This window comes from Shewanella amazonensis SB2B (assembly GCF_000015245.1).
GTDB lineage: Bacteria > Pseudomonadota > Gammaproteobacteria > Enterobacterales > Shewanellaceae > Shewanella > Shewanella amazonensis.
The window spans coordinates 259,910-275,000 of the sequence record NC_008700.1; the positions used below are offsets into that span (position 1 = coordinate 259,910).

General features: G+C 51.4%; 22 protein-coding genes (1 of these 22 only partly in view). 15 read left to right on the top strand and 7 right to left on the bottom strand.

Features of this window, described 5'->3' with window-relative positions; translation table 11 throughout:
• Window position 1 precedes the first annotated feature (1 nt).
• From rpsE to rplQ, 10 genes are all read left to right on the top strand, one after another.
• The gene (rpsE, locus tag SAMA_RS01210) at window positions 2–508 is read left to right on the top strand and encodes a 30S ribosomal protein S5 (protein ID WP_011758351.1); all 507 of its coding nucleotides are present in this window, start codon (window positions 2–4) and stop codon (window positions 506–508) included.
• 6 nt (window positions 509–514) lie between these two features.
• Window positions 515–694 (top strand): 50S ribosomal protein L30, encoded by a 180-nt coding sequence (rpmD, locus tag SAMA_RS01215; RefSeq protein ID WP_011758352.1) that lies wholly within the window; start codon window positions 515–517, stop codon window positions 692–694.
• A 2-nt stretch (window positions 695–696) separates the two neighbouring features.
• Window positions 697–1,131, top strand: coding sequence for a 50S ribosomal protein L15 (rplO, locus tag SAMA_RS01220; protein WP_011758353.1), 435 nt, complete (start codon window positions 697–699; stop codon window positions 1,129–1,131).
• Window positions 1,132–1,138: 7 nt separating this feature from the next.
• On the top strand, window positions 1,139–2,479 hold the full coding sequence (gene secY / locus SAMA_RS01225) for a preprotein translocase subunit SecY (RefSeq protein WP_011758354.1): 1,341 nt from the start codon (window positions 1,139–1,141) through the stop codon (window positions 2,477–2,479).
• Between the two features lie 21 nt (window positions 2,480–2,500).
• The gene (rpmJ, locus tag SAMA_RS19290) at window positions 2,501–2,614 is read left to right on the top strand and encodes a 50S ribosomal protein L36 (RefSeq protein WP_011758355.1); all 114 of its coding nucleotides are present in this window, start codon (window positions 2,501–2,503) and stop codon (window positions 2,612–2,614) included.
• A 114-nt stretch (window positions 2,615–2,728) separates the two neighbouring features.
• On the top strand, window positions 2,729–3,085 hold the full coding sequence (rpsM, locus tag SAMA_RS01230; protein WP_011758356.1) for a 30S ribosomal protein S13: 357 nt from the start codon (window positions 2,729–2,731) through the stop codon (window positions 3,083–3,085).
• 14 nt (window positions 3,086–3,099) lie between these two features.
• A complete protein-coding gene (rpsK, locus tag SAMA_RS01235; protein WP_011758357.1) occupies window positions 3,100–3,492 on the top strand; it encodes a 30S ribosomal protein S11 in 393 nt (130 codons plus the stop codon).
• Between the two features lie 31 nt (window positions 3,493–3,523).
• Complete coding sequence (gene rpsD, locus SAMA_RS01240) at window positions 3,524–4,144, top strand: 30S ribosomal protein S4 (protein ID WP_011758358.1); 621 nt, start codon at window positions 3,524–3,526, stop codon at window positions 4,142–4,144.
• 24 nt (window positions 4,145–4,168) lie between these two features.
• Window positions 4,169–5,158, top strand: a complete 990-nt coding sequence (locus SAMA_RS01245; protein ID WP_011758359.1) for a DNA-directed RNA polymerase subunit alpha — start codon at window positions 4,169–4,171, stop codon at window positions 5,156–5,158.
• Window positions 5,159–5,197: 39 nt separating this feature from the next.
• Window positions 5,198–5,593, top strand: coding sequence for a 50S ribosomal protein L17 (gene rplQ / locus SAMA_RS01250; RefSeq protein WP_011758360.1), 396 nt, complete (start codon window positions 5,198–5,200; stop codon window positions 5,591–5,593).
• A 55-nt stretch (window positions 5,594–5,648) separates the two neighbouring features.
• Here rplQ and SAMA_RS01255 read toward each other — a convergent pair whose 3' ends face one another.
• From SAMA_RS01255 to ccmA, 6 genes are all read right to left on the bottom strand, one after another.
• Complete coding sequence (locus SAMA_RS01255) at window positions 5,649–6,620, bottom strand: ABC transporter substrate-binding protein (RefSeq protein ID WP_011758361.1); 972 nt, start codon at window positions 6,618–6,620, stop codon at window positions 5,649–5,651.
• Window positions 6,621–6,701: 81 nt separating this feature from the next.
• Entirely contained in the window at window positions 6,702–7,190 is a 489-nt protein-coding gene (ccmE, locus tag SAMA_RS01260; protein WP_011758362.1) for a cytochrome c maturation protein CcmE, read from the bottom strand.
• Entirely contained in the window at window positions 7,187–7,387 is a 201-nt protein-coding gene (gene ccmD, locus SAMA_RS01265) for a heme exporter protein CcmD (RefSeq protein WP_011758363.1), read from the bottom strand. Before ccmD ends, ccmE begins: the two co-directional genes overlap by 4 nt.
• Window positions 7,387–8,133, bottom strand: coding sequence for a heme ABC transporter permease (locus tag SAMA_RS01270; RefSeq protein WP_011758364.1), 747 nt, complete (start codon window positions 8,131–8,133; stop codon window positions 7,387–7,389). Before SAMA_RS01270 ends, ccmD begins: the two co-directional genes overlap by 1 nt.
• A gap of 1 nt (window position 8,134) precedes the next feature.
• Window positions 8,135–8,821, bottom strand: a complete 687-nt coding sequence (gene ccmB / locus SAMA_RS01275) for a heme exporter protein CcmB (protein ID WP_011758365.1) — start codon at window positions 8,819–8,821, stop codon at window positions 8,135–8,137.
• Between the two features lie 11 nt (window positions 8,822–8,832).
• Entirely contained in the window at window positions 8,833–9,486 is a 654-nt protein-coding gene (ccmA, locus tag SAMA_RS01280) for a cytochrome c biogenesis heme-transporting ATPase CcmA (RefSeq protein WP_011758366.1), read from the bottom strand.
• Window positions 9,487–9,796: 310 nt separating this feature from the next.
• Between ccmA and SAMA_RS01285 the strand changes: the two genes are divergently transcribed.
• Entirely contained in the window at window positions 9,797–10,090 is a 294-nt protein-coding gene (locus SAMA_RS01285) for a c-type cytochrome (RefSeq protein ID WP_011758367.1), read from the top strand.
• 148 nt (window positions 10,091–10,238) lie between these two features.
• Here SAMA_RS01285 and ccmI read toward each other — a convergent pair whose 3' ends face one another.
• The gene (gene ccmI / locus SAMA_RS01290) at window positions 10,239–11,492 is read right to left on the bottom strand and encodes a c-type cytochrome biogenesis protein CcmI (RefSeq protein ID WP_011758368.1); all 1,254 of its coding nucleotides are present in this window, start codon (window positions 11,490–11,492) and stop codon (window positions 10,239–10,241) included.
• A 388-nt stretch (window positions 11,493–11,880) separates the two neighbouring features.
• Here ccmI and SAMA_RS01295 point away from each other — a divergent pair, with 388 nt between their 5' ends.
• The 4 genes in view from SAMA_RS01295 to SAMA_RS01310 are tightly spaced (at most 14 nt apart) and all read left to right on the top strand, a layout consistent with a single transcriptional unit that may run on beyond the window.
• Window positions 11,881–13,857, top strand: coding sequence for a heme lyase CcmF/NrfE family subunit (locus SAMA_RS01295; protein WP_011758369.1), 1,977 nt, complete (start codon window positions 11,881–11,883; stop codon window positions 13,855–13,857).
• A 14-nt stretch (window positions 13,858–13,871) separates the two neighbouring features.
• On the top strand, window positions 13,872–14,459 hold the full coding sequence (locus SAMA_RS01300) for a DsbE family thiol:disulfide interchange protein (protein ID WP_011758370.1): 588 nt from the start codon (window positions 13,872–13,874) through the stop codon (window positions 14,457–14,459).
• Complete coding sequence (gene nrfF, locus SAMA_RS01305; protein ID WP_011758371.1) at window positions 14,456–14,959, top strand: heme lyase NrfEFG subunit NrfF; 504 nt, start codon at window positions 14,456–14,458, stop codon at window positions 14,957–14,959. Before SAMA_RS01300 ends, nrfF begins: the two co-directional genes overlap by 4 nt.
• Window positions 14,956–15,091, top strand: partial view of a TlpA disulfide reductase family protein gene (locus SAMA_RS01310; protein ID WP_011758372.1) — the beginning only. Its footprint extends 446 nt past the window's final position; the window shows 136 of its 582 coding nt (coding positions 1–136); its start codon is at window positions 14,956–14,958; the stop codon falls past the right edge of the window. The genes nrfF and SAMA_RS01310 overlap by 4 nt, the downstream gene beginning before the upstream one ends.

Sequence of the window (15,091 nt, forward strand, 5' to 3'; positions counted from 1 at the left end):
AATGGCTAAAGTAGAAGCTCAGCAGCAGAAAGACGATCTGCAAGAGAAACTGATTGCAGTAAACCGTGTTTCTAAAGTAGTTAAGGGCGGTCGTATCTTCAGCTTCACTGCATTGACTGTAGTGGGTGATGGTAACGGTCGTGTTGGCTACGGCTACGGCAAAGCCCGTGAAGTTCCAGCTGCCATCCAAAAGGCAATGGAAAAGGCTCGTCGTAACATGGTGACTGTAGAACTGAACGAAGGCACTCTGCACCACCCAGTTAAGGGACGTCACACCGGTTCGCGTGTTTACATGCAGCCTGCGTCTCAGGGTACCGGTATTATTGCCGGTGGTGCGATGCGCGCCGTATTGGAAGTAGCAGGCGTTCACAACGTACTGTCTAAGGCCTACGGTTCCACTAACCCGATCAACATCGTTCGCGCGACTGTTGATGCTCTGACGCACATGAAGTCACCAGCGCAGGTTGCTGCCAAGCGTGGTCTGAGCGTCGAAGAAATTCGGGGGTAATGCATCATGGCTAAAACTATCAAAGTAACTCAGACCAAAAGTGCCATTGGCCGTCTGCCAAAGCACAAGGCCACTCTGACTGGCCTGGGTCTGCGTCGCATTGGTCACACCGTTGAGCTGGAAGATACTCCAGCTGTTCGCGGTATGATCAATAAGGTCTACTACATGGTTAAGGTGGAGGACTGATAATGCGTCTGAACACACTTTCTCCTGCCGTAGGCGCGAAGTCTGCTCCTAAGCGTGTAGGCCGTGGTATTGGTTCTGGCTTGGGCAAGACCGCTGGTCGCGGTCACAAGGGTCAAAAATCTCGTAGCGGTGGCGGTGTACGCCCTGGCTTCGAGGGTGGTCAAATGCCACTTAAGATCCGTCTGCCTAAGTTCGGCTTTACCTCTCGTGTTTCTATGGTAACTGCTGAAGTTCGTCTCGGCGAACTGGCAAAAGTTAACGGTGATGTTATCGACCTGAACGCACTGAAAGATGCGAACGTAGTAACTCGCAACATCCAGTTTGCGAAAGTCGTTCTTTCAGGTACCATTGAGCGCCCAGTGACCGTAAAAGGTCTGAAGGTTACCAAAGGTGCACGCGCAGCTATTGAAGCTGCTGGCGGAAAGATCGAGGAATAATACGTCGATGGCAAAACCAGGACTTGATTTAAAAAGCGCGAAGGGCGGTCTGTCAGAACTGAAAGCCCGTCTCCTGTTCGTGATTGGTGCAATTATCGTGTTTCGTGCCGGTTCATTTGTACCAATTCCTGGTATTGACGCAGCTGTATTAGCAGAGCTGTTTGCTCAACAAAAGGGAACCATCCTGGGCATGTTTAACATGTTCTCGGGTGGTGCCCTTGAGCGTGCCTCAATATTCGCATTGGGTATCATGCCGTACATTTCGGCATCGATCATTATGCAGTTATTGACTGTAGTGCACCCCGCACTTGCCGAACTGAAAAAGGAAGGTGAGTCTGGACGTCGCAAAATCAGTCAATACACCCGTTGGGGTACCCTGGTGTTGGGTACATTCCAGTCGGTCGGTATTGCAACCGGTCTGCCAAACCTGGTTCCAGGTCTGGTAGTGAATCCAGGTTTTGGGTTCTATTTCGTTGCAATCGTAAGCTTGGTTACCGGGACTATGTTCCTGATGTGGCTGGGTGAACAGATTACCGAGCGTGGCATTGGTAACGGTATTTCGATCCTGATTTTCGCAGGTATCGTAGCCGGCCTGCCATCGGCTATCGGCCAAACGGCCGAACAGGCGCGTCAAGGTGATTTGAACGTATTGGTATTGTTGTTGATTGGCGTGATAGTATTCGCCGTTACCTATTTTGTGGTGTTTGTGGAGCGTGGCCAGCGTCGTATCGTCGTGAACTACGCCAAGCGTCAGCAAGGAAATAAAATCTTTGCTGCCCAATCCACTCACTTGCCGCTGAAGGTGAACATGGCGGGTGTCATCCCCCCAATCTTTGCGTCCAGCATCATTCTGTTCCCTGGAACCCTGGCTCAGTGGTTCGGTCAGAATGAGGCCCTGTCTTGGCTCAGCGATATTTCTCTGGCCGTAAGCCCCGGGCAGCCGCTGTACTCACTGCTTTATGCAGCAGCAATTATCTTCTTCTGCTTCTTCTATACCGCGCTGGTGTTTAACCCACGTGAGACAGCAGACAATCTGAAGAAGAGTGGTGCGTTCATTCCCGGGATCCGTCCTGGCGAACAGACCTCGCGTTACATTGATAAAGTGATGACCCGACTGACTCTGGCAGGCGCGTTATACATTACCTTTATCTGTTTGATTCCGGAGTTCATGCTCATCGCCTGGAAAGTACAGTTCTATTTTGGCGGTACTTCCCTGTTGATTATGGTGGTAGTGATCATGGACTTCATGGCTCAGGTTCAGACCCATATGATGTCTCATCAATATGAGTCTGTAATGAAGAAAGCTAACCTTATCAACAAAGCGAATCTCGATCGCTTTGGCCGATAAGTTAGTTTACGGAGTTGTGAAATGAAAGTTCGAGCTTCCGTGAAGAAGATCTGCCGTAACTGCAAGATCATCAAGCGTAGCGGCGTTGTACGCGTTATCTGTGTTGAACCAAAACACAAACAGCGTCAAGGCTAAAAAATCTGGCCAGTCCCTGGTAACAGGGCTGGCCAAAAAATGTTTGCAAAACTGTCACCTGTCGAGTATCCTTTCGGGCTTTTCACAGGTGGCCTTTAACTTAAGGAGTGCATAGTGGCCCGTATAGCTGGCATTAACATTCCTGATCATAAGCACGCAGTCATCGCTTTGACTGCAATCTACGGTATCGGTCGTACTCGCGCAAAAGCCATTTGCGCCGCTACTGCCATTGCTGAAGATGCCAAGATCAAGGAATTGAGCGAAGCTCAAATCGATACCCTGCGCGAAGAAGTTGCCAAATACACAGTAGAAGGTGACTTGCGTCGTGAGGTTTCCATGAACATCAAGCGTCTGATGGACCTTGGTTGTTATCGTGGCCTCCGTCATCGTCGCAGCCTGCCCCTGCGTGGGCAACGTACCAAGACCAATGCGCGTACTCGCAAAGGTCCACGTAAACCTATCAAGAAGTAACGGGAAGGTGAGAAATGGCTAAAGTTCCATCACGTTCTCCGCGCAAGCGCGTACGTAAACAGGTTGCCGATGGCATGGCTCACATCCATGCATCTTTCAATAACACAATCGTGACTATCACCGATCGTCAGGGTAATGCTCTTTCTTGGGCAACTGCAGGTGGTTCAGGCTTCCGTGGTTCACGTAAGTCTACTCCATTCGCAGCTCAGGTAGCAGCAGAGCGCGCAGGTGTTGCCGCTCAGGACTACGGTCTGAAAAACCTTGAAGTGTTTGTGAAGGGTCCAGGTCCAGGTCGTGAATCAGCCATTCGTGCGCTGAACGCTGTTGGTTACAAAATCACCAACATCACTGACGTGACACCGATCCCACACAACGGTTGTCGCCCTCCTAAGAAGCGCCGCGTGTAACGCCGTTAGTTAGGATAGTTGGAGAAAGAACATGGCAAGATACTTGGGTCCCAAGCTCAAGCTCAGCCGCCGGGAAGGTACCGACCTTTTCCTGAAAAGCGGTGTGAGAGCAATTGATTCGAAGTGTAAGCTGGAAACCGCTCCAGGTCAGCACGGTGCGCGCAAGCCACGTCTGTCTGAATACGGTACTCAGCTGCGTGAGAAGCAAAAAGTTCGTCGTATTTACGGTGTGCTGGAAAAGCAGTTCCGTAACTACTATAAGGAAGCTGCACGTCTGAAAGGCAACACCGGTGAAAACCTGTTGCAACTTTTGGAAACCCGTCTGGATAACGTAGTTTATCGTATGGGCTTTGGCTCAACTCGTGCCGAAGCACGTCAGCTGGTTAGCCATAAGTCTGTTATGGTAAACGGTCGTGTTGTTAACATCCCTTCATTCAAAGTGTCTGCGAATGATGTAGTAAGCATCCGTGAGAAGTCACGCACTCAAGCCCGTATCAAAGCGGCTTTGGAAGTGGCTGCCCAGCGTGAGAAGCCTACTTGGGTTGAAGTAGACGCCGCTAAGATGGAAGGTGCTTTCAAGCGTCTGCCAGAGCGTAGCGATTTGTCTGCGGATATTAACGAACAGCTGATCGTCGAGCTTTACTCTAAGTAAGGCTAACAAACAAGAGAGGACACAATGCAGGGTTCTGTTACAGAATTTCTTAAACCGCGTCTCGTGGACATCGAGCAGGTTAGCCCAACTCGTGCCAAAGTTACCCTGGAACCGCTTGAGCGTGGTTTCGGTCACACTTTAGGTAACGCGTTGCGTCGCATCCTTCTGTCGTCCATGCCTGGCTGCGCGGTCACCGAAGTTGAAATCGACGGTGTACTGCACGAATACAGCAGCAAGGAAGGCGTTCAGGAAGACATCCTCGAGATCTTGTTGAACCTGAAAGGTTTGGCAGTGATTCTTGAGGGCAAAGACGAGGCTATGCTCACTCTGAGCAAGTCCGGCGCAGGCCCTGTTACTGCAGCAGACATCACCCATGATGGTGATGTTACTATCGCCAACCCTGATCATGTTATCTGTCACCTGACCGGTAATCATGACATCAGCATGCGTATCCGCGTTGAGCGTGGTCGTGGTTATGTGCCGGCTTCTGCCCGTGCACAGAACGAAGACGATGATCGCCCAATCGGTCGTCTGCTGGTTGACGCTTCTTTCTCACCGGTTGCCCGTATTGCCTACAATGTAGAAGCGGCCCGTGTTGAGCAGCGTACTGACCTGGACAAGCTGGTAATCGATATGACCACTAATGGTACAATCGATCCAGAAGAGGCTATCCGTCGCTCTGCAACTATTCTGGCTGAACAGCTGGATGCGTTTGTAGAACTGCGTGATGTGTCTGTTCCAGAGCAGAAGGAAGAGAAGCCAGAGTTCGATCCAATCCTGCTGCGTCCTGTCGACGATTTAGAGCTTACTGTACGTTCGGCCAACTGCTTGAAGGCCGAAGCGATTCATTACATCGGTGATCTGGTTCAACGCACAGAAGTTGAGCTGCTCAAGACTCCTAACCTGGGTAAGAAATCTCTTACCGAGATCAAGGACGTATTGGCTTCTCGCGGTCTGTCGTTGGGTATGCGTCTGGAAAACTGGCCTCCAGCCAGCTTGGCAGACGACCTGTAATACCGGATTGGTACAGAGATAGTTTATAAGGATTAGGTCATGCGCCATCGTAAGAGTGGTCGTCAACTTAACCGCAACAGCAGCCACCGTCAGGCTATGTTCCGCAACATGGCTTCTTCACTGGTACGTCACGAGATCATCAAGACTACCGCTGTGAAGGCGAAAGAACTGCGTCGCGTAGTTGAGCCCCTGATTACACTCGCTAAGAGTGATAGCGTTGCAAATCGCCGTTTGGCATTTGCTCGCACCCGCGATCAAGAAGTCGTTGGTAAACTGTTCAACGAATTGGGTCCACGTTACCAGGAGCGTCCTGGTGGTTACACCCGTATTCTGAAGTGCGGTCTGCGTGCCGGTGATAAAGCCCCTATGGCTTACATCGAGCTGGTTGGTCGCCCAGAAGCTGCTCAAGCTGTTGAAGTTGAAGCCGCTGAGTAATTGAGCGTTACCGAAAAAACCGGACCTTAGGGTCCGGTTTTTTTATGTCTGCAAACTACTCCATCCAATCAATTTTCCCATCCAGACCATCGGGCACTTTGAGTTGCCATTTCTGCATTCCACTACGACTGAACACCCAACGGCCGCTGTCATCGATCACCGGATAGATACTCGACGCGGGTGTGCCATTTAAGATACGTTCTGCCATCCTGGCGGCTGTCCTACCGTGGGCATATCCATCCAGAACATAACCACCTACATTACCCCTCGGGCCGATAGAAAAATCCCAGAAGCCGAACGATGGAACGGATGTATGGTCGTAGATCCAGTTAAGCATCTCATCTGGCGGGGTATAGCTGCCATCAGCTTCAAAGAGAGTATGGTAGAGGCCGACGATAATCGCATCGTAGCCTTGCGCCTTCGCTTGAGTCACCCGGTCTCGCCACACTTCGCTGCGGTTATCCAGCCGTATGTCGATATGAATATTGCCGACCTTTACATAAGGCTCCAGCTGACTGAGGTGTGCGTGTGACACCGTCGAGGTAGTGGACGCATCAAATAGCACCAGTATTCTGGGGGCGTCTTTGTTTAGCAGAGCGCTCATAAACAATACCGACCGTTTCAACAGTGGCCTCTCAAACACCCCGGTGATCGCGCTGAACTGTTCCAGTTCGTAGTCTCTTGGTGTACCGTTAAGTCCGAGGAATACCAACGGGACTTTAAGCTTGCTTAGTCGCGCTGATAGCAATCTGAATGCATTATCGTCTCCAATCAATATCAGTTCTGGCTCATACGCTTTGAGCTCGTTCCAGACGCGGTCTGCGGCGGTCTCATAGTCTTCCCGAGGGATGCGTTTGGTATCGAGCTGGAAACGTGTCAGCTGATGTCCTGCAAGCACATCTTCAATACCAGTCACGTATTCTTGGTCCCAGGCGTAGCCTGCGTGGTAGCTTTCTATAATAGCTACGCGAGCGGCAAAGGCTGGGGAAAGTAAAAGGCAGCAGAACAATATGATGAAGCGGCACATGATGTCATCTCCGTGAATGACTCCACCAAGTATAGTCGTGCCGCTAAGAAGAAAGCCTCCGGGTGGAGGCTTTCGAAGAGATTAGCGTGAACCGCCTTTCTGTGTCTCGGTATATTCCAGCTTCTCATGGTTTTTACCCATGGCTTCAGCGACTTCAGGCGGCATGTAGTTTTCGTCGTGTTTGGCGAGCACTTCACTGGCCTGCAGTTTACCGTCTTCGGTCAAAACGCCCTGGGCTACAATGCCCTGGCCTTCACGGAAGAGATCCGGCAGCAGGTCATCATAAGTCACAATCACTTCACCGCCGCCAGCATCGTGAACTGCAAATTCAACGTGGAGGCTGTTGGGGTCACGGATCATGGAGCCAACAGTCACCATACCACCTACACGAATACGCTGCCCCACTTCAGGTTTGATGCCAGTGTCTGCTTTTCCGTGAGCGATTTCAGTTGGGGTATAGAACAGGTTAAGGTTGGTATTCAGTGCATACAGCAGCAAAGAAGCCACCGCTGCCACACCACCAATCAGACCTACGACAAGGGCCAGTCTTTTCTTACGTCTTGGATTCATGCTTTGTTGCTCCGGCTTTCTTTCAGGCGCTCTTCCCGAGCGATTTTCTTAGCGATCTCCGTGAGCACCTTGCCTTTTTGGCGCGTGCTAAGAATGATGAGGGTCGCGAGGCTGGTAGCAGTAACGCCATAAGCCAGCCAGACATAGAAGGCGTAGCCTCCCATGTTGATAAAGTCTGTAAAGGATTCAAACTGCATTATTTAACTCCTTGAGCCAAGGCCATCTCGCGCACCCAGGGACGCATGGCATTGCGTGCCAGGATCTCGGCCTTGAATCGAACCAGGGTCAAAGCACCGATCATCAAGCCAAAGCCCACAATATTAATGAGCAAAGGGTACAGCATGTCGCTGGACATGGTGGATTTTTCGGTGATTCGAATCGTGGATGGCTGATGCAGTGAGCTCCACCATTCCACTGAATACTTGATGATGGGGATGTTAATCACACCCACAATCGCCAGAATACCAGCGGCCCGGGCGGCCAGCACCTTGTCTTCGAAAGATGCATAAAGCGCAATCACGCCCAAATACAGGAACAGCAGCACCAACTCAGAAGTCAGGCGTGCATCCCATACCCACCATGTGCCCCACATCGGCTTGCCCCAGGTTGCGCCGGTGAAGAGGGCGATAAAGGTGACCACAGCACCGATTGGCGCGATGGCTGCGGCGGTCCAATCAGCTGCTTTAATTTGCCATACCAGACCAATAAAGGCGGCGGTGGCCATCCCCATATACGCTGCCATCGACATGGATGCCGCTGGCACGTGAATAAAGATGATGCGATAGCTGTCACCCTGTTGATAGTCTGTCGGCGCAAACAGCAATCCCCAGGTGGTGCCAGTGGCGATAAAGGCTAACGCCAGGAAGGCAAACCAGGGTAAGAGTTTGTCTGATAACTTGTAAGCACGCTCGGGATCGGCGTAAGGATGTAACCACTTCCACATATTAGTTAGTACTCACTCTTAAAGAGGCGCCAACGGCAAAGGGCGCCAGTGTTAAAGACCCAACCAGCATGGCACCTATTATAGCGAGCTGGCCATCGTAGGGTAAATTCATTCCCGCTGCATCAATGGCACTGGTCGCAAAAATCAGTACCGGAATATAGAGCGGCAGTATTAACAAACTCAGTAATACGCCGCCTTTACGTAATCCTACCGTCAGTGCCACACCTATGGCACCAAGCAGACTCAGCACCGGAGTACCCAGCGCCAGGGTGCTCATCAGCGCACCATAACTGTTGTCTTCCAGATGCAGCAATACCGCCAGCAGCGGCGACACCAAAATCAGTGGCACGCCGGTTAACAGCCAGTGGGCCAGCACCTTGGCCAGCACTGTGATGTACAGTGGCTGCGGACTTAGCAGCATCTGCTCCAGCGAGCCATCGACAAAGTCTGCTTTGAACAAACGCTCCAGCGATAACATGGACGCCAGCAGCGCAGCTACCCAAATGATGCCGGGAGCAATGCGGGTCAATACCTGTGGTTCAGGGCCAATTCCCAATGGGAACAGGGTCACGACCATCACAAAAAATAACAAGGGATTGAAGATATCGCCGCGATGACGGATGGCAATTTTTAAATCCCGCTTGAGTACAGTGCCAAATGCCTGGGTAAAACTAATGCCTCTTTTCATGCGAGCCAACCTTATACGAACCTGTACTCAAGCTTGAGTTTGCGAAGCCGCTCATCCTTGATGAGTCCCATATCCTGGTGAGTCGTCAGGATCACACAGCCGCCGTTATCGGCATGCTTGAGAAACAGTTGTTCAAGCTCAGCAACGCCGCGTTTGTCAATGGCGGTAAAAGGCTCGTCCAGGATCCACACTTTACAGTTGCTGTGCCAAAGCCGTGCAAGCGCGGTGCGTCTGTGCTGCCCCGCAGATAAATGACCTGCAAGCGCTTCTTCAAATCCCTTCAGATTGACCTTGGCGAGGACCTCGCCGGTGTCGAAATCATCATAGCCACTGAGCCTTAAATTGAAGTTAAGGTTCTCTTCGGCTGTCAGCTCGCTTTTGACACCCGCCAAATGGCCTAAATAAAGTAGGTCTTCGTTAAATTCATCGCGGCAACGGCCAATTTCTTCGTCGCGGTAAAACACACTGCCGGCGTAAGGGCGGGAGAGTCCTGCAAGGATGCGCAGCAAGCTGGTTTTGCCCGCGCCATTGGGGCCTTCAATTTGGATGATATCGCCTTCGTTCACACTGAAACTCAGTTCGTCAAAGAGGATCCTTTCTTCACGAATGCAAGTCAGCTTTTCGGCGGATACCAGTGAGTGGGCTGTTTTTGTTGGTAGTGTCACTGAGACCTCTAATACCGCGTAATCCTGTGCTGATACTAACATACTTGAAATCCGGGGTTTACCGATGAAGTAGACTAAGTATCAGCAATTTGATGCAGTTCCAATAAGTGCAATGATGCCGGAACTTTTTCAATATTTGCTAATATATTGCCGAATTTGTGGGGTAAATCTCATCCTCTAAAACAAGCTGGGAGGGAACTCACAAAAAGGTGAGATCTTTTGAAGTTTGTAGTACCCTAATCTCGCTAAAACCAGTCTGCCTTCGAGGGCAGCGTTGAGCATGTAAGTATTTGCATTAGGAACATTGAACATGAAAAAACTGTTAGCAATGACTGCAGTAGCTGCTCTGACTATGGCTGCCAGCGTATCTGCCCAAGAAGGTGAAGCTGTATATAACAAGGCTTGCCAGGTATGTCACAGCATGGGCGTAGCCGGTGCCCCTAAGGCTCACGATGCTGCCCAGTGGGAACCTCGTCTGGCCAAAGGTATCGATGCGCTGCTGACCAGCGTTAAAGGTGGTCTGAACGCTATGCCTCCAGGCGGCATGTGCACTGACTGTACCGACGAAGACTACAAGAACGCCATCGAGTTCATGTCCAAGTAATTGGAATGTAGTTCGAAGAACCGGCCATCAGGCCGGTTTTTTATTGTCCGTTTTTTTGTAATTTTGCCTTGAGCAAGACTGACCTCAGGCAAACAAAAAGCCGGCAGATAGCCGGCTTTATTGTAGGTGAGTACCTGTCGCCCGGGGCTTATTGCACCAAGGTATCCAGTACCAGGTTCACAGACTCGCCACCCACATCGACCCCATTAAGGCTGCCTTTAAGGTCTCCTGATTGAGGCTTAACGCTGCCGTGCTTCGACAATACCGCAATGATCTCAACCTGCTTGGCGCTGCTGAGCTTCACATCGCCGCCCATATTGGTGCTATCGTCCAGAGTGATAGTGGCAGGCAGTGCTTTGGCGCTGATCTTGGTCGCCGCCAGTGGCACTTTCGGGCCTTCGGTAGCACGGGCGAAGATAAACAGCATGTCGGAATCGCTGACATTGGCGGCAAGCTCAGGTGATACCGAAATTTGAACCGTTACCGTTGGCACTGCCTTGGCAACAGGTTGGTGAACGCTGTCCTGAGGCATCTCGCCTGACTCGGCCGCCATCTTCATACGGGCGGTTTCGATGGCGTTCATCAGTGCTGTTCTATCGATATCGGTGCGTTGGGTAGACAATATGCTTTGCCAGGCGTCGATAGCCTTTTGGTAGTTGGCGGTAAAGAAAGAATCCATACCCACCAACAGCAGAGTCGATGGATCCTGAGGATCGAGTGCCAGAGACTGGTCGACTAATGCCTGTATCTCAGCCGACATCTGTTGATTGTTCTTGTAATAAAGGGCGGTGGCTTTAGGGCCCAGCAACTCGGCATGGGTACCTACCAGTGCCATTACCTTATCGAAAGCGTTTACGGCTTCGTCAAACCGGTTCGCAGAAATATAGGCGTGACCCAGATTAAACCAGGCCTGGCTGTTATCGGGTTCAGCCTGTACTGCCATTTCCATCATTTGTACCCGCTGCGACATAATTTGTTCGGCGGTCATACCTTCATGGGGATTGGCGGCGCGGGGAGGATTGGCCACATTCTCATATTGGCCAAGGTGCTGATACATGTAGCCGGAAATACCAAGCAGCGTAACGGACATCACCACAGGCCACAGCAACCCTTTGGGTTTAACTGTGTTGACCAGTGACTCGTCACTGCCCTGCTTGATGTCTTGCAGCAGGCTAATTTCGAGTTCTTTCTTCAGCGCCTCGAATTCCTGATTATCCAACAGATCTTCAGCCAGTTCTTTTTCGAGAATCGCCAAACGTTCATTAAAGAGTTCAAGGTTGGTTTGCTTACGCACGCCAGCTTCTTCAGCCTCTAACAGACGCTGCTGCCGGAAGTGGGGCACCCAGATCAGCATGAGGCCGATCAGCACAACAAATGCAATCAAAATCCAGAATGTGGTCATTATCTTATATTACCTTGGTTGCCTTGAATGGCGATACCGCCGGGTTTGCGGGTCAGATTATACGATAAGCATATTCATTGAACAGTAATATAAGCTTAAGCCCGAAGCCGAAACACCAGAGTTGGGCACTGGTTCACAGAAAGCTGATTTAACCGCAACCAATTGGTAAAAATGGGGTCAGAATGTTCGCCCAAGGGTGGTTGGGTGCGAAATTCGTCAATGTTGTAAGAATGAGACTGGCCACCCAGATTTGCGCGAAAATGGCAGACAGGAACTATAGCAACTACTAAAATGGCGCAAATTCGCAAAAACTAATGTGTGATTCATGTTGTGCGTCGATAGTAGTTGTCAGGCTGTCGACCCGGACTAATAAGACTGAGGAGTACCCATGATCCCGGAACTTGGACACTTTGCGCTGATAACAGGACTGGCATTTGCCTTACTGCTCAGCTGCGTGCCGCTCATTGGGGTAGCGCGCAAAGATCAGTATCTGGTGCGTTACGCCTGGCCATTGGCTTACGGTATGTTTCTGTTCATTGCACTGTCTGTTGTGACTCTGGCGTACAGCTTCGCGGTCGATGATTTTTCTGTTGCTTACGTGGCACACCATTCCAATTCTCAGCTTCCGAGCTTCTTCAAGATAGCGGCCGTTTGGGGTGGTCACGAAGGCTCTCTGCTGTTTTGGGTATTCTCCTTGTCTGTATGGGCTGCAGCCGTAGCCAAGTTCAGCAAAGGACTGGAAGAAGTCTTTACCGCCCGGGTACTGGCGGTGCTCGGTATGATTACTGTGGGCTTCACCCTGTTTATGCTGCTGACCTCCAGCCCGTTCGAGCGCCTATTCCCTGCGCCGATGGAAGGTCGAGACCTAAACCCCATGCTGCAGGACGTAGGCCTTATCTTCCACCCACCCATGCTGTATCTGGGATATGTGGGCTTCTCTGTCAGCTTTGCCTTTGCGATTGCCGCACTGCTCAGTGGTCGTCTCGATTCTGCCTGGGCACGCTGGAGCCGTCCCTGGACACTGGCCGCCTGGATTTTCCTGACCGGTGGTATTGCGCTGGGTTCCTGGTGGGCTTACTACGAGCTCGGCTGGGGTGGCTGGTGGTTCTGGGATCCGGTCGAAAACGCGTCCTTTATGCCATGGCTGATTGGTACCGCACTGGTGCACTCACTGATTGTGACCGAAAAGCGCGGTACCTTCCGTAACTGGACGGTACTGCTGTCTATCTTTGCCTTCTCTTTGAGTTTGCTCGGTACCTTTATTGTGCGTTCCGGCGTGCTGACATCGGTGCACTCATTCGCTGCCGATCCAAGCCGCGGTATGTTTATTCTCTTACTGCTTGGTCTTGCTATTGGTGGCTCACTCACACTGTTTGCGTTCCGTGCCAGTGAAATGAGCAGTCCAGCGAAGTTTGAACTCTGGTCAAAAGAAACCATGCTGCTGGTATGTAACCTGCTGCTGACCGTTGCCTGTGGCACAGTGCTGCTGGGTACTCTTTACCCACTGCTGATTGATGCGCTGGGCATGGGTAAGATTTCTGTAGGCCCACCATACTTCAATGCCGTATTTGTGCCCATCATCCTGGTGATGTTTGTGTTCATGGGTATCGGTCCTATTATCCGCTGGAAGAAAGCGAAAGAAGGTGAAGTGAAGCGTCAGCTGTTGATCCCGGCTATCGTCTCTGCGGTCGTAGGTATTGCAGTGCCTTTCATCGCTGGTGGCGCATTCAACGCCTGGGTTGCTTTGGGTATCGGCGCTGCCGTGTGGATCACCCTGGCCACACTTCGTGCAGGCTATAACATCGTCAAGACCAACGAAGGCCTGAGTCTTGCGCGCATGGGTCGCAGTCAGTTGGGCATGATCATCGCTCACCTGGGGATTGCGGTCTCGGTCGTGGGTGGCACCATGGTGTCCAACTACTCAATCGAGAAGAGTGTGCGTATGGGTCCGGGTATCAGCCATGAGCTGGCCGGTTATACCTTCAAGTTTACTGAGACCAAAAACGTGGTAGGTCCGAACTACACCGCACAACAAGGTCAGATAGAGGTGTATAAGGGAGACAAGTTCCTGACGCTCCTCAAGCCCGATCGTCGTCAGTACAACGTGCGCACCATGGACATGACCGAAGCCGGGATCGACTGGGGTCTGTTCCGAGATCTGTATGTCACCATGGGTGACCCTATCAGTGCCACCGAGTACGCGGTGCGTTTGAACTACAAGCCATTCGTTCGTTGGTTATGGTTCGGCGGTATCTTTATGATGGTGGGTGGTTTCTTTGCGGCCTCGGATAAACGTTACCGCGTAAAGGCAGCGGCTTCCGACAAAGCTAAAGAAGCGACTAAAGGTAACCTGGCTACAGCCTGAAAATTGGAGAAACGATGAAGAAGCTGGTCTTATTCATTCCATTGGTACTGTTTCTGGGGATGGGGATATTCCTCTACAAGGGCTTGTTCCTGAATCCTCAAAAACTGGAGTCGGCGCTTGAAGGTAAGCCTATTCCGGCGTTTCAGTTAGAGAAACTGGAAACGCCCGGTGAGATGATCACTCAGGAAGACCTGAAAGGTCAGGTGTCCCTGTTGAACGTCTGGGCAACCTGGTGTCCATCCTGTAAGTATGAGCATCCGTTTTTGATGACGTTGACCCGTCAGAAGTTGGTGCCTATTTACGGTATCAATTATCGCGATGAGCGTGCAGAAGCTATTCGCGAGCTTCGCCATCAGGGTGACCCCTATGTACTGAACATCTTCGATAAAGATGGTCGTCTAGGGTTGGACCTGGGGGTGTATGGTGCGCCGGAAACGTTTCTGGTTGACCATAAGGGTATTATTCGCTTCCGCTTTGCCGGTCCGGTTGATCAGCGTGTGTGGAGTGAGACTCTTTACCCCATGGTTCAGCAGTTGCAGCAGGAGGCCGCTGCGGAAGCGGCCGCTTCCGGTAAAGCCACTGCGACAGGAGCCGCCTCATGAAACCATTAAACCTGTTGTTGGCAATGGTGCTGTTCTGTATCAGCACCCTGACATTCGCAACGCCGGTGGACACCTATGAATTTAAGTCTGCCGACAATCAAAAGCGTGCTTTGTCGCTTGCACATGAATTGCGCTGTCCACAGTGTCAAAACCAAAACCTCATCGACTCCAACTCACCGGTTGCCCGCGACCTGCGTCTGGAAGTTTACAAGATGGTGGACGAAGGCAAGTCAGACGATCAGATTATCGAGTTTATGACCACCCGCTATGGTGACTTCGTGCTCTATAAGCCAAGGGTCGAAGGGCGGACTTATATCCTGTGGCTCGGACCAGTAGCACTGCTGTTGATTGGCTTGATGGTGGTAATACTATTCATCCGTAAACAACGCAGTCAAACAGCCGATGCTGCCGATTTGACCCCTGAGCAGCAGGCAGAACTCGATGCCTTGCTGAAAGGTAGCCAGCCCGAAGCCGATAACGGCAAGGGTAAAAAATCATGAAGCGCATAGTCTGCGCACTGATGTTGGCGGCCTCCGGGGCCGCCATTGCTTATCCGGGGATGCAACAGCAAATGGTGCAGCCAGCATCCAGTGTGGATCTCATCCGCCAGTTGCCACATCCTTTCGCGATTG

Coding starts and splice junctions, on each gene's coding strand:
- rpsE (WP_011758351.1), top strand. CDS start 2: ATGGCTAAAGTAGAAGCTCAGCAGCAGAAAGACGATCTGCAAGAGAAA.
- rpmD (WP_011758352.1), top strand. CDS start 515: ATGGCTAAAACTATCAAAGTAACTCAGACCAAAAGTGCCATTGGCCGT.
- rplO (WP_011758353.1), top strand. CDS start 697: ATGCGTCTGAACACACTTTCTCCTGCCGTAGGCGCGAAGTCTGCTCCT.
- secY (WP_011758354.1), top strand. CDS start 1,139: ATGGCAAAACCAGGACTTGATTTAAAAAGCGCGAAGGGCGGTCTGTCA.
- rpmJ (WP_011758355.1), top strand. CDS start 2,501: ATGAAAGTTCGAGCTTCCGTGAAGAAGATCTGCCGTAACTGCAAGATC.
- rpsK (WP_011758357.1), top strand. CDS start 3,100: ATGGCTAAAGTTCCATCACGTTCTCCGCGCAAGCGCGTACGTAAACAG.
- rpsD (WP_011758358.1), top strand. CDS start 3,524: ATGGCAAGATACTTGGGTCCCAAGCTCAAGCTCAGCCGCCGGGAAGGT.
- SAMA_RS01245 (WP_011758359.1), top strand. CDS start 4,169: ATGCAGGGTTCTGTTACAGAATTTCTTAAACCGCGTCTCGTGGACATC.
- rplQ (WP_011758360.1), top strand. CDS start 5,198: ATGCGCCATCGTAAGAGTGGTCGTCAACTTAACCGCAACAGCAGCCAC.
- SAMA_RS01255 (WP_011758361.1), bottom strand. CDS start 6,620: ATGTGCCGCTTCATCATATTGTTCTGCTGCCTTTTACTTTCCCCAGCC.
- ccmE (WP_011758362.1), bottom strand. CDS start 7,190: ATGAATCCAAGACGTAAGAAAAGACTGGCCCTTGTCGTAGGTCTGATT.
- ccmD (WP_011758363.1), bottom strand. CDS start 7,387: ATGCAGTTTGAATCCTTTACAGACTTTATCAACATGGGAGGCTACGCC.
- SAMA_RS01270 (WP_011758364.1), bottom strand. CDS start 8,133: ATGTGGAAGTGGTTACATCCTTACGCCGATCCCGAGCGTGCTTACAAG.
- ccmB (WP_011758365.1), bottom strand. CDS start 8,821: ATGAAAAGAGGCATTAGTTTTACCCAGGCATTTGGCACTGTACTCAAG.
- SAMA_RS01285 (WP_011758367.1), top strand. CDS start 9,797: ATGAAAAAACTGTTAGCAATGACTGCAGTAGCTGCTCTGACTATGGCT.
- ccmI (WP_011758368.1), bottom strand. CDS start 11,492: ATGACCACATTCTGGATTTTGATTGCATTTGTTGTGCTGATCGGCCTC.
- SAMA_RS01295 (WP_011758369.1), top strand. CDS start 11,881: ATGATCCCGGAACTTGGACACTTTGCGCTGATAACAGGACTGGCATTT.
- SAMA_RS01300 (WP_011758370.1), top strand. CDS start 13,872: ATGAAGAAGCTGGTCTTATTCATTCCATTGGTACTGTTTCTGGGGATG.
- nrfF (WP_011758371.1), top strand. CDS start 14,456: ATGAAACCATTAAACCTGTTGTTGGCAATGGTGCTGTTCTGTATCAGC.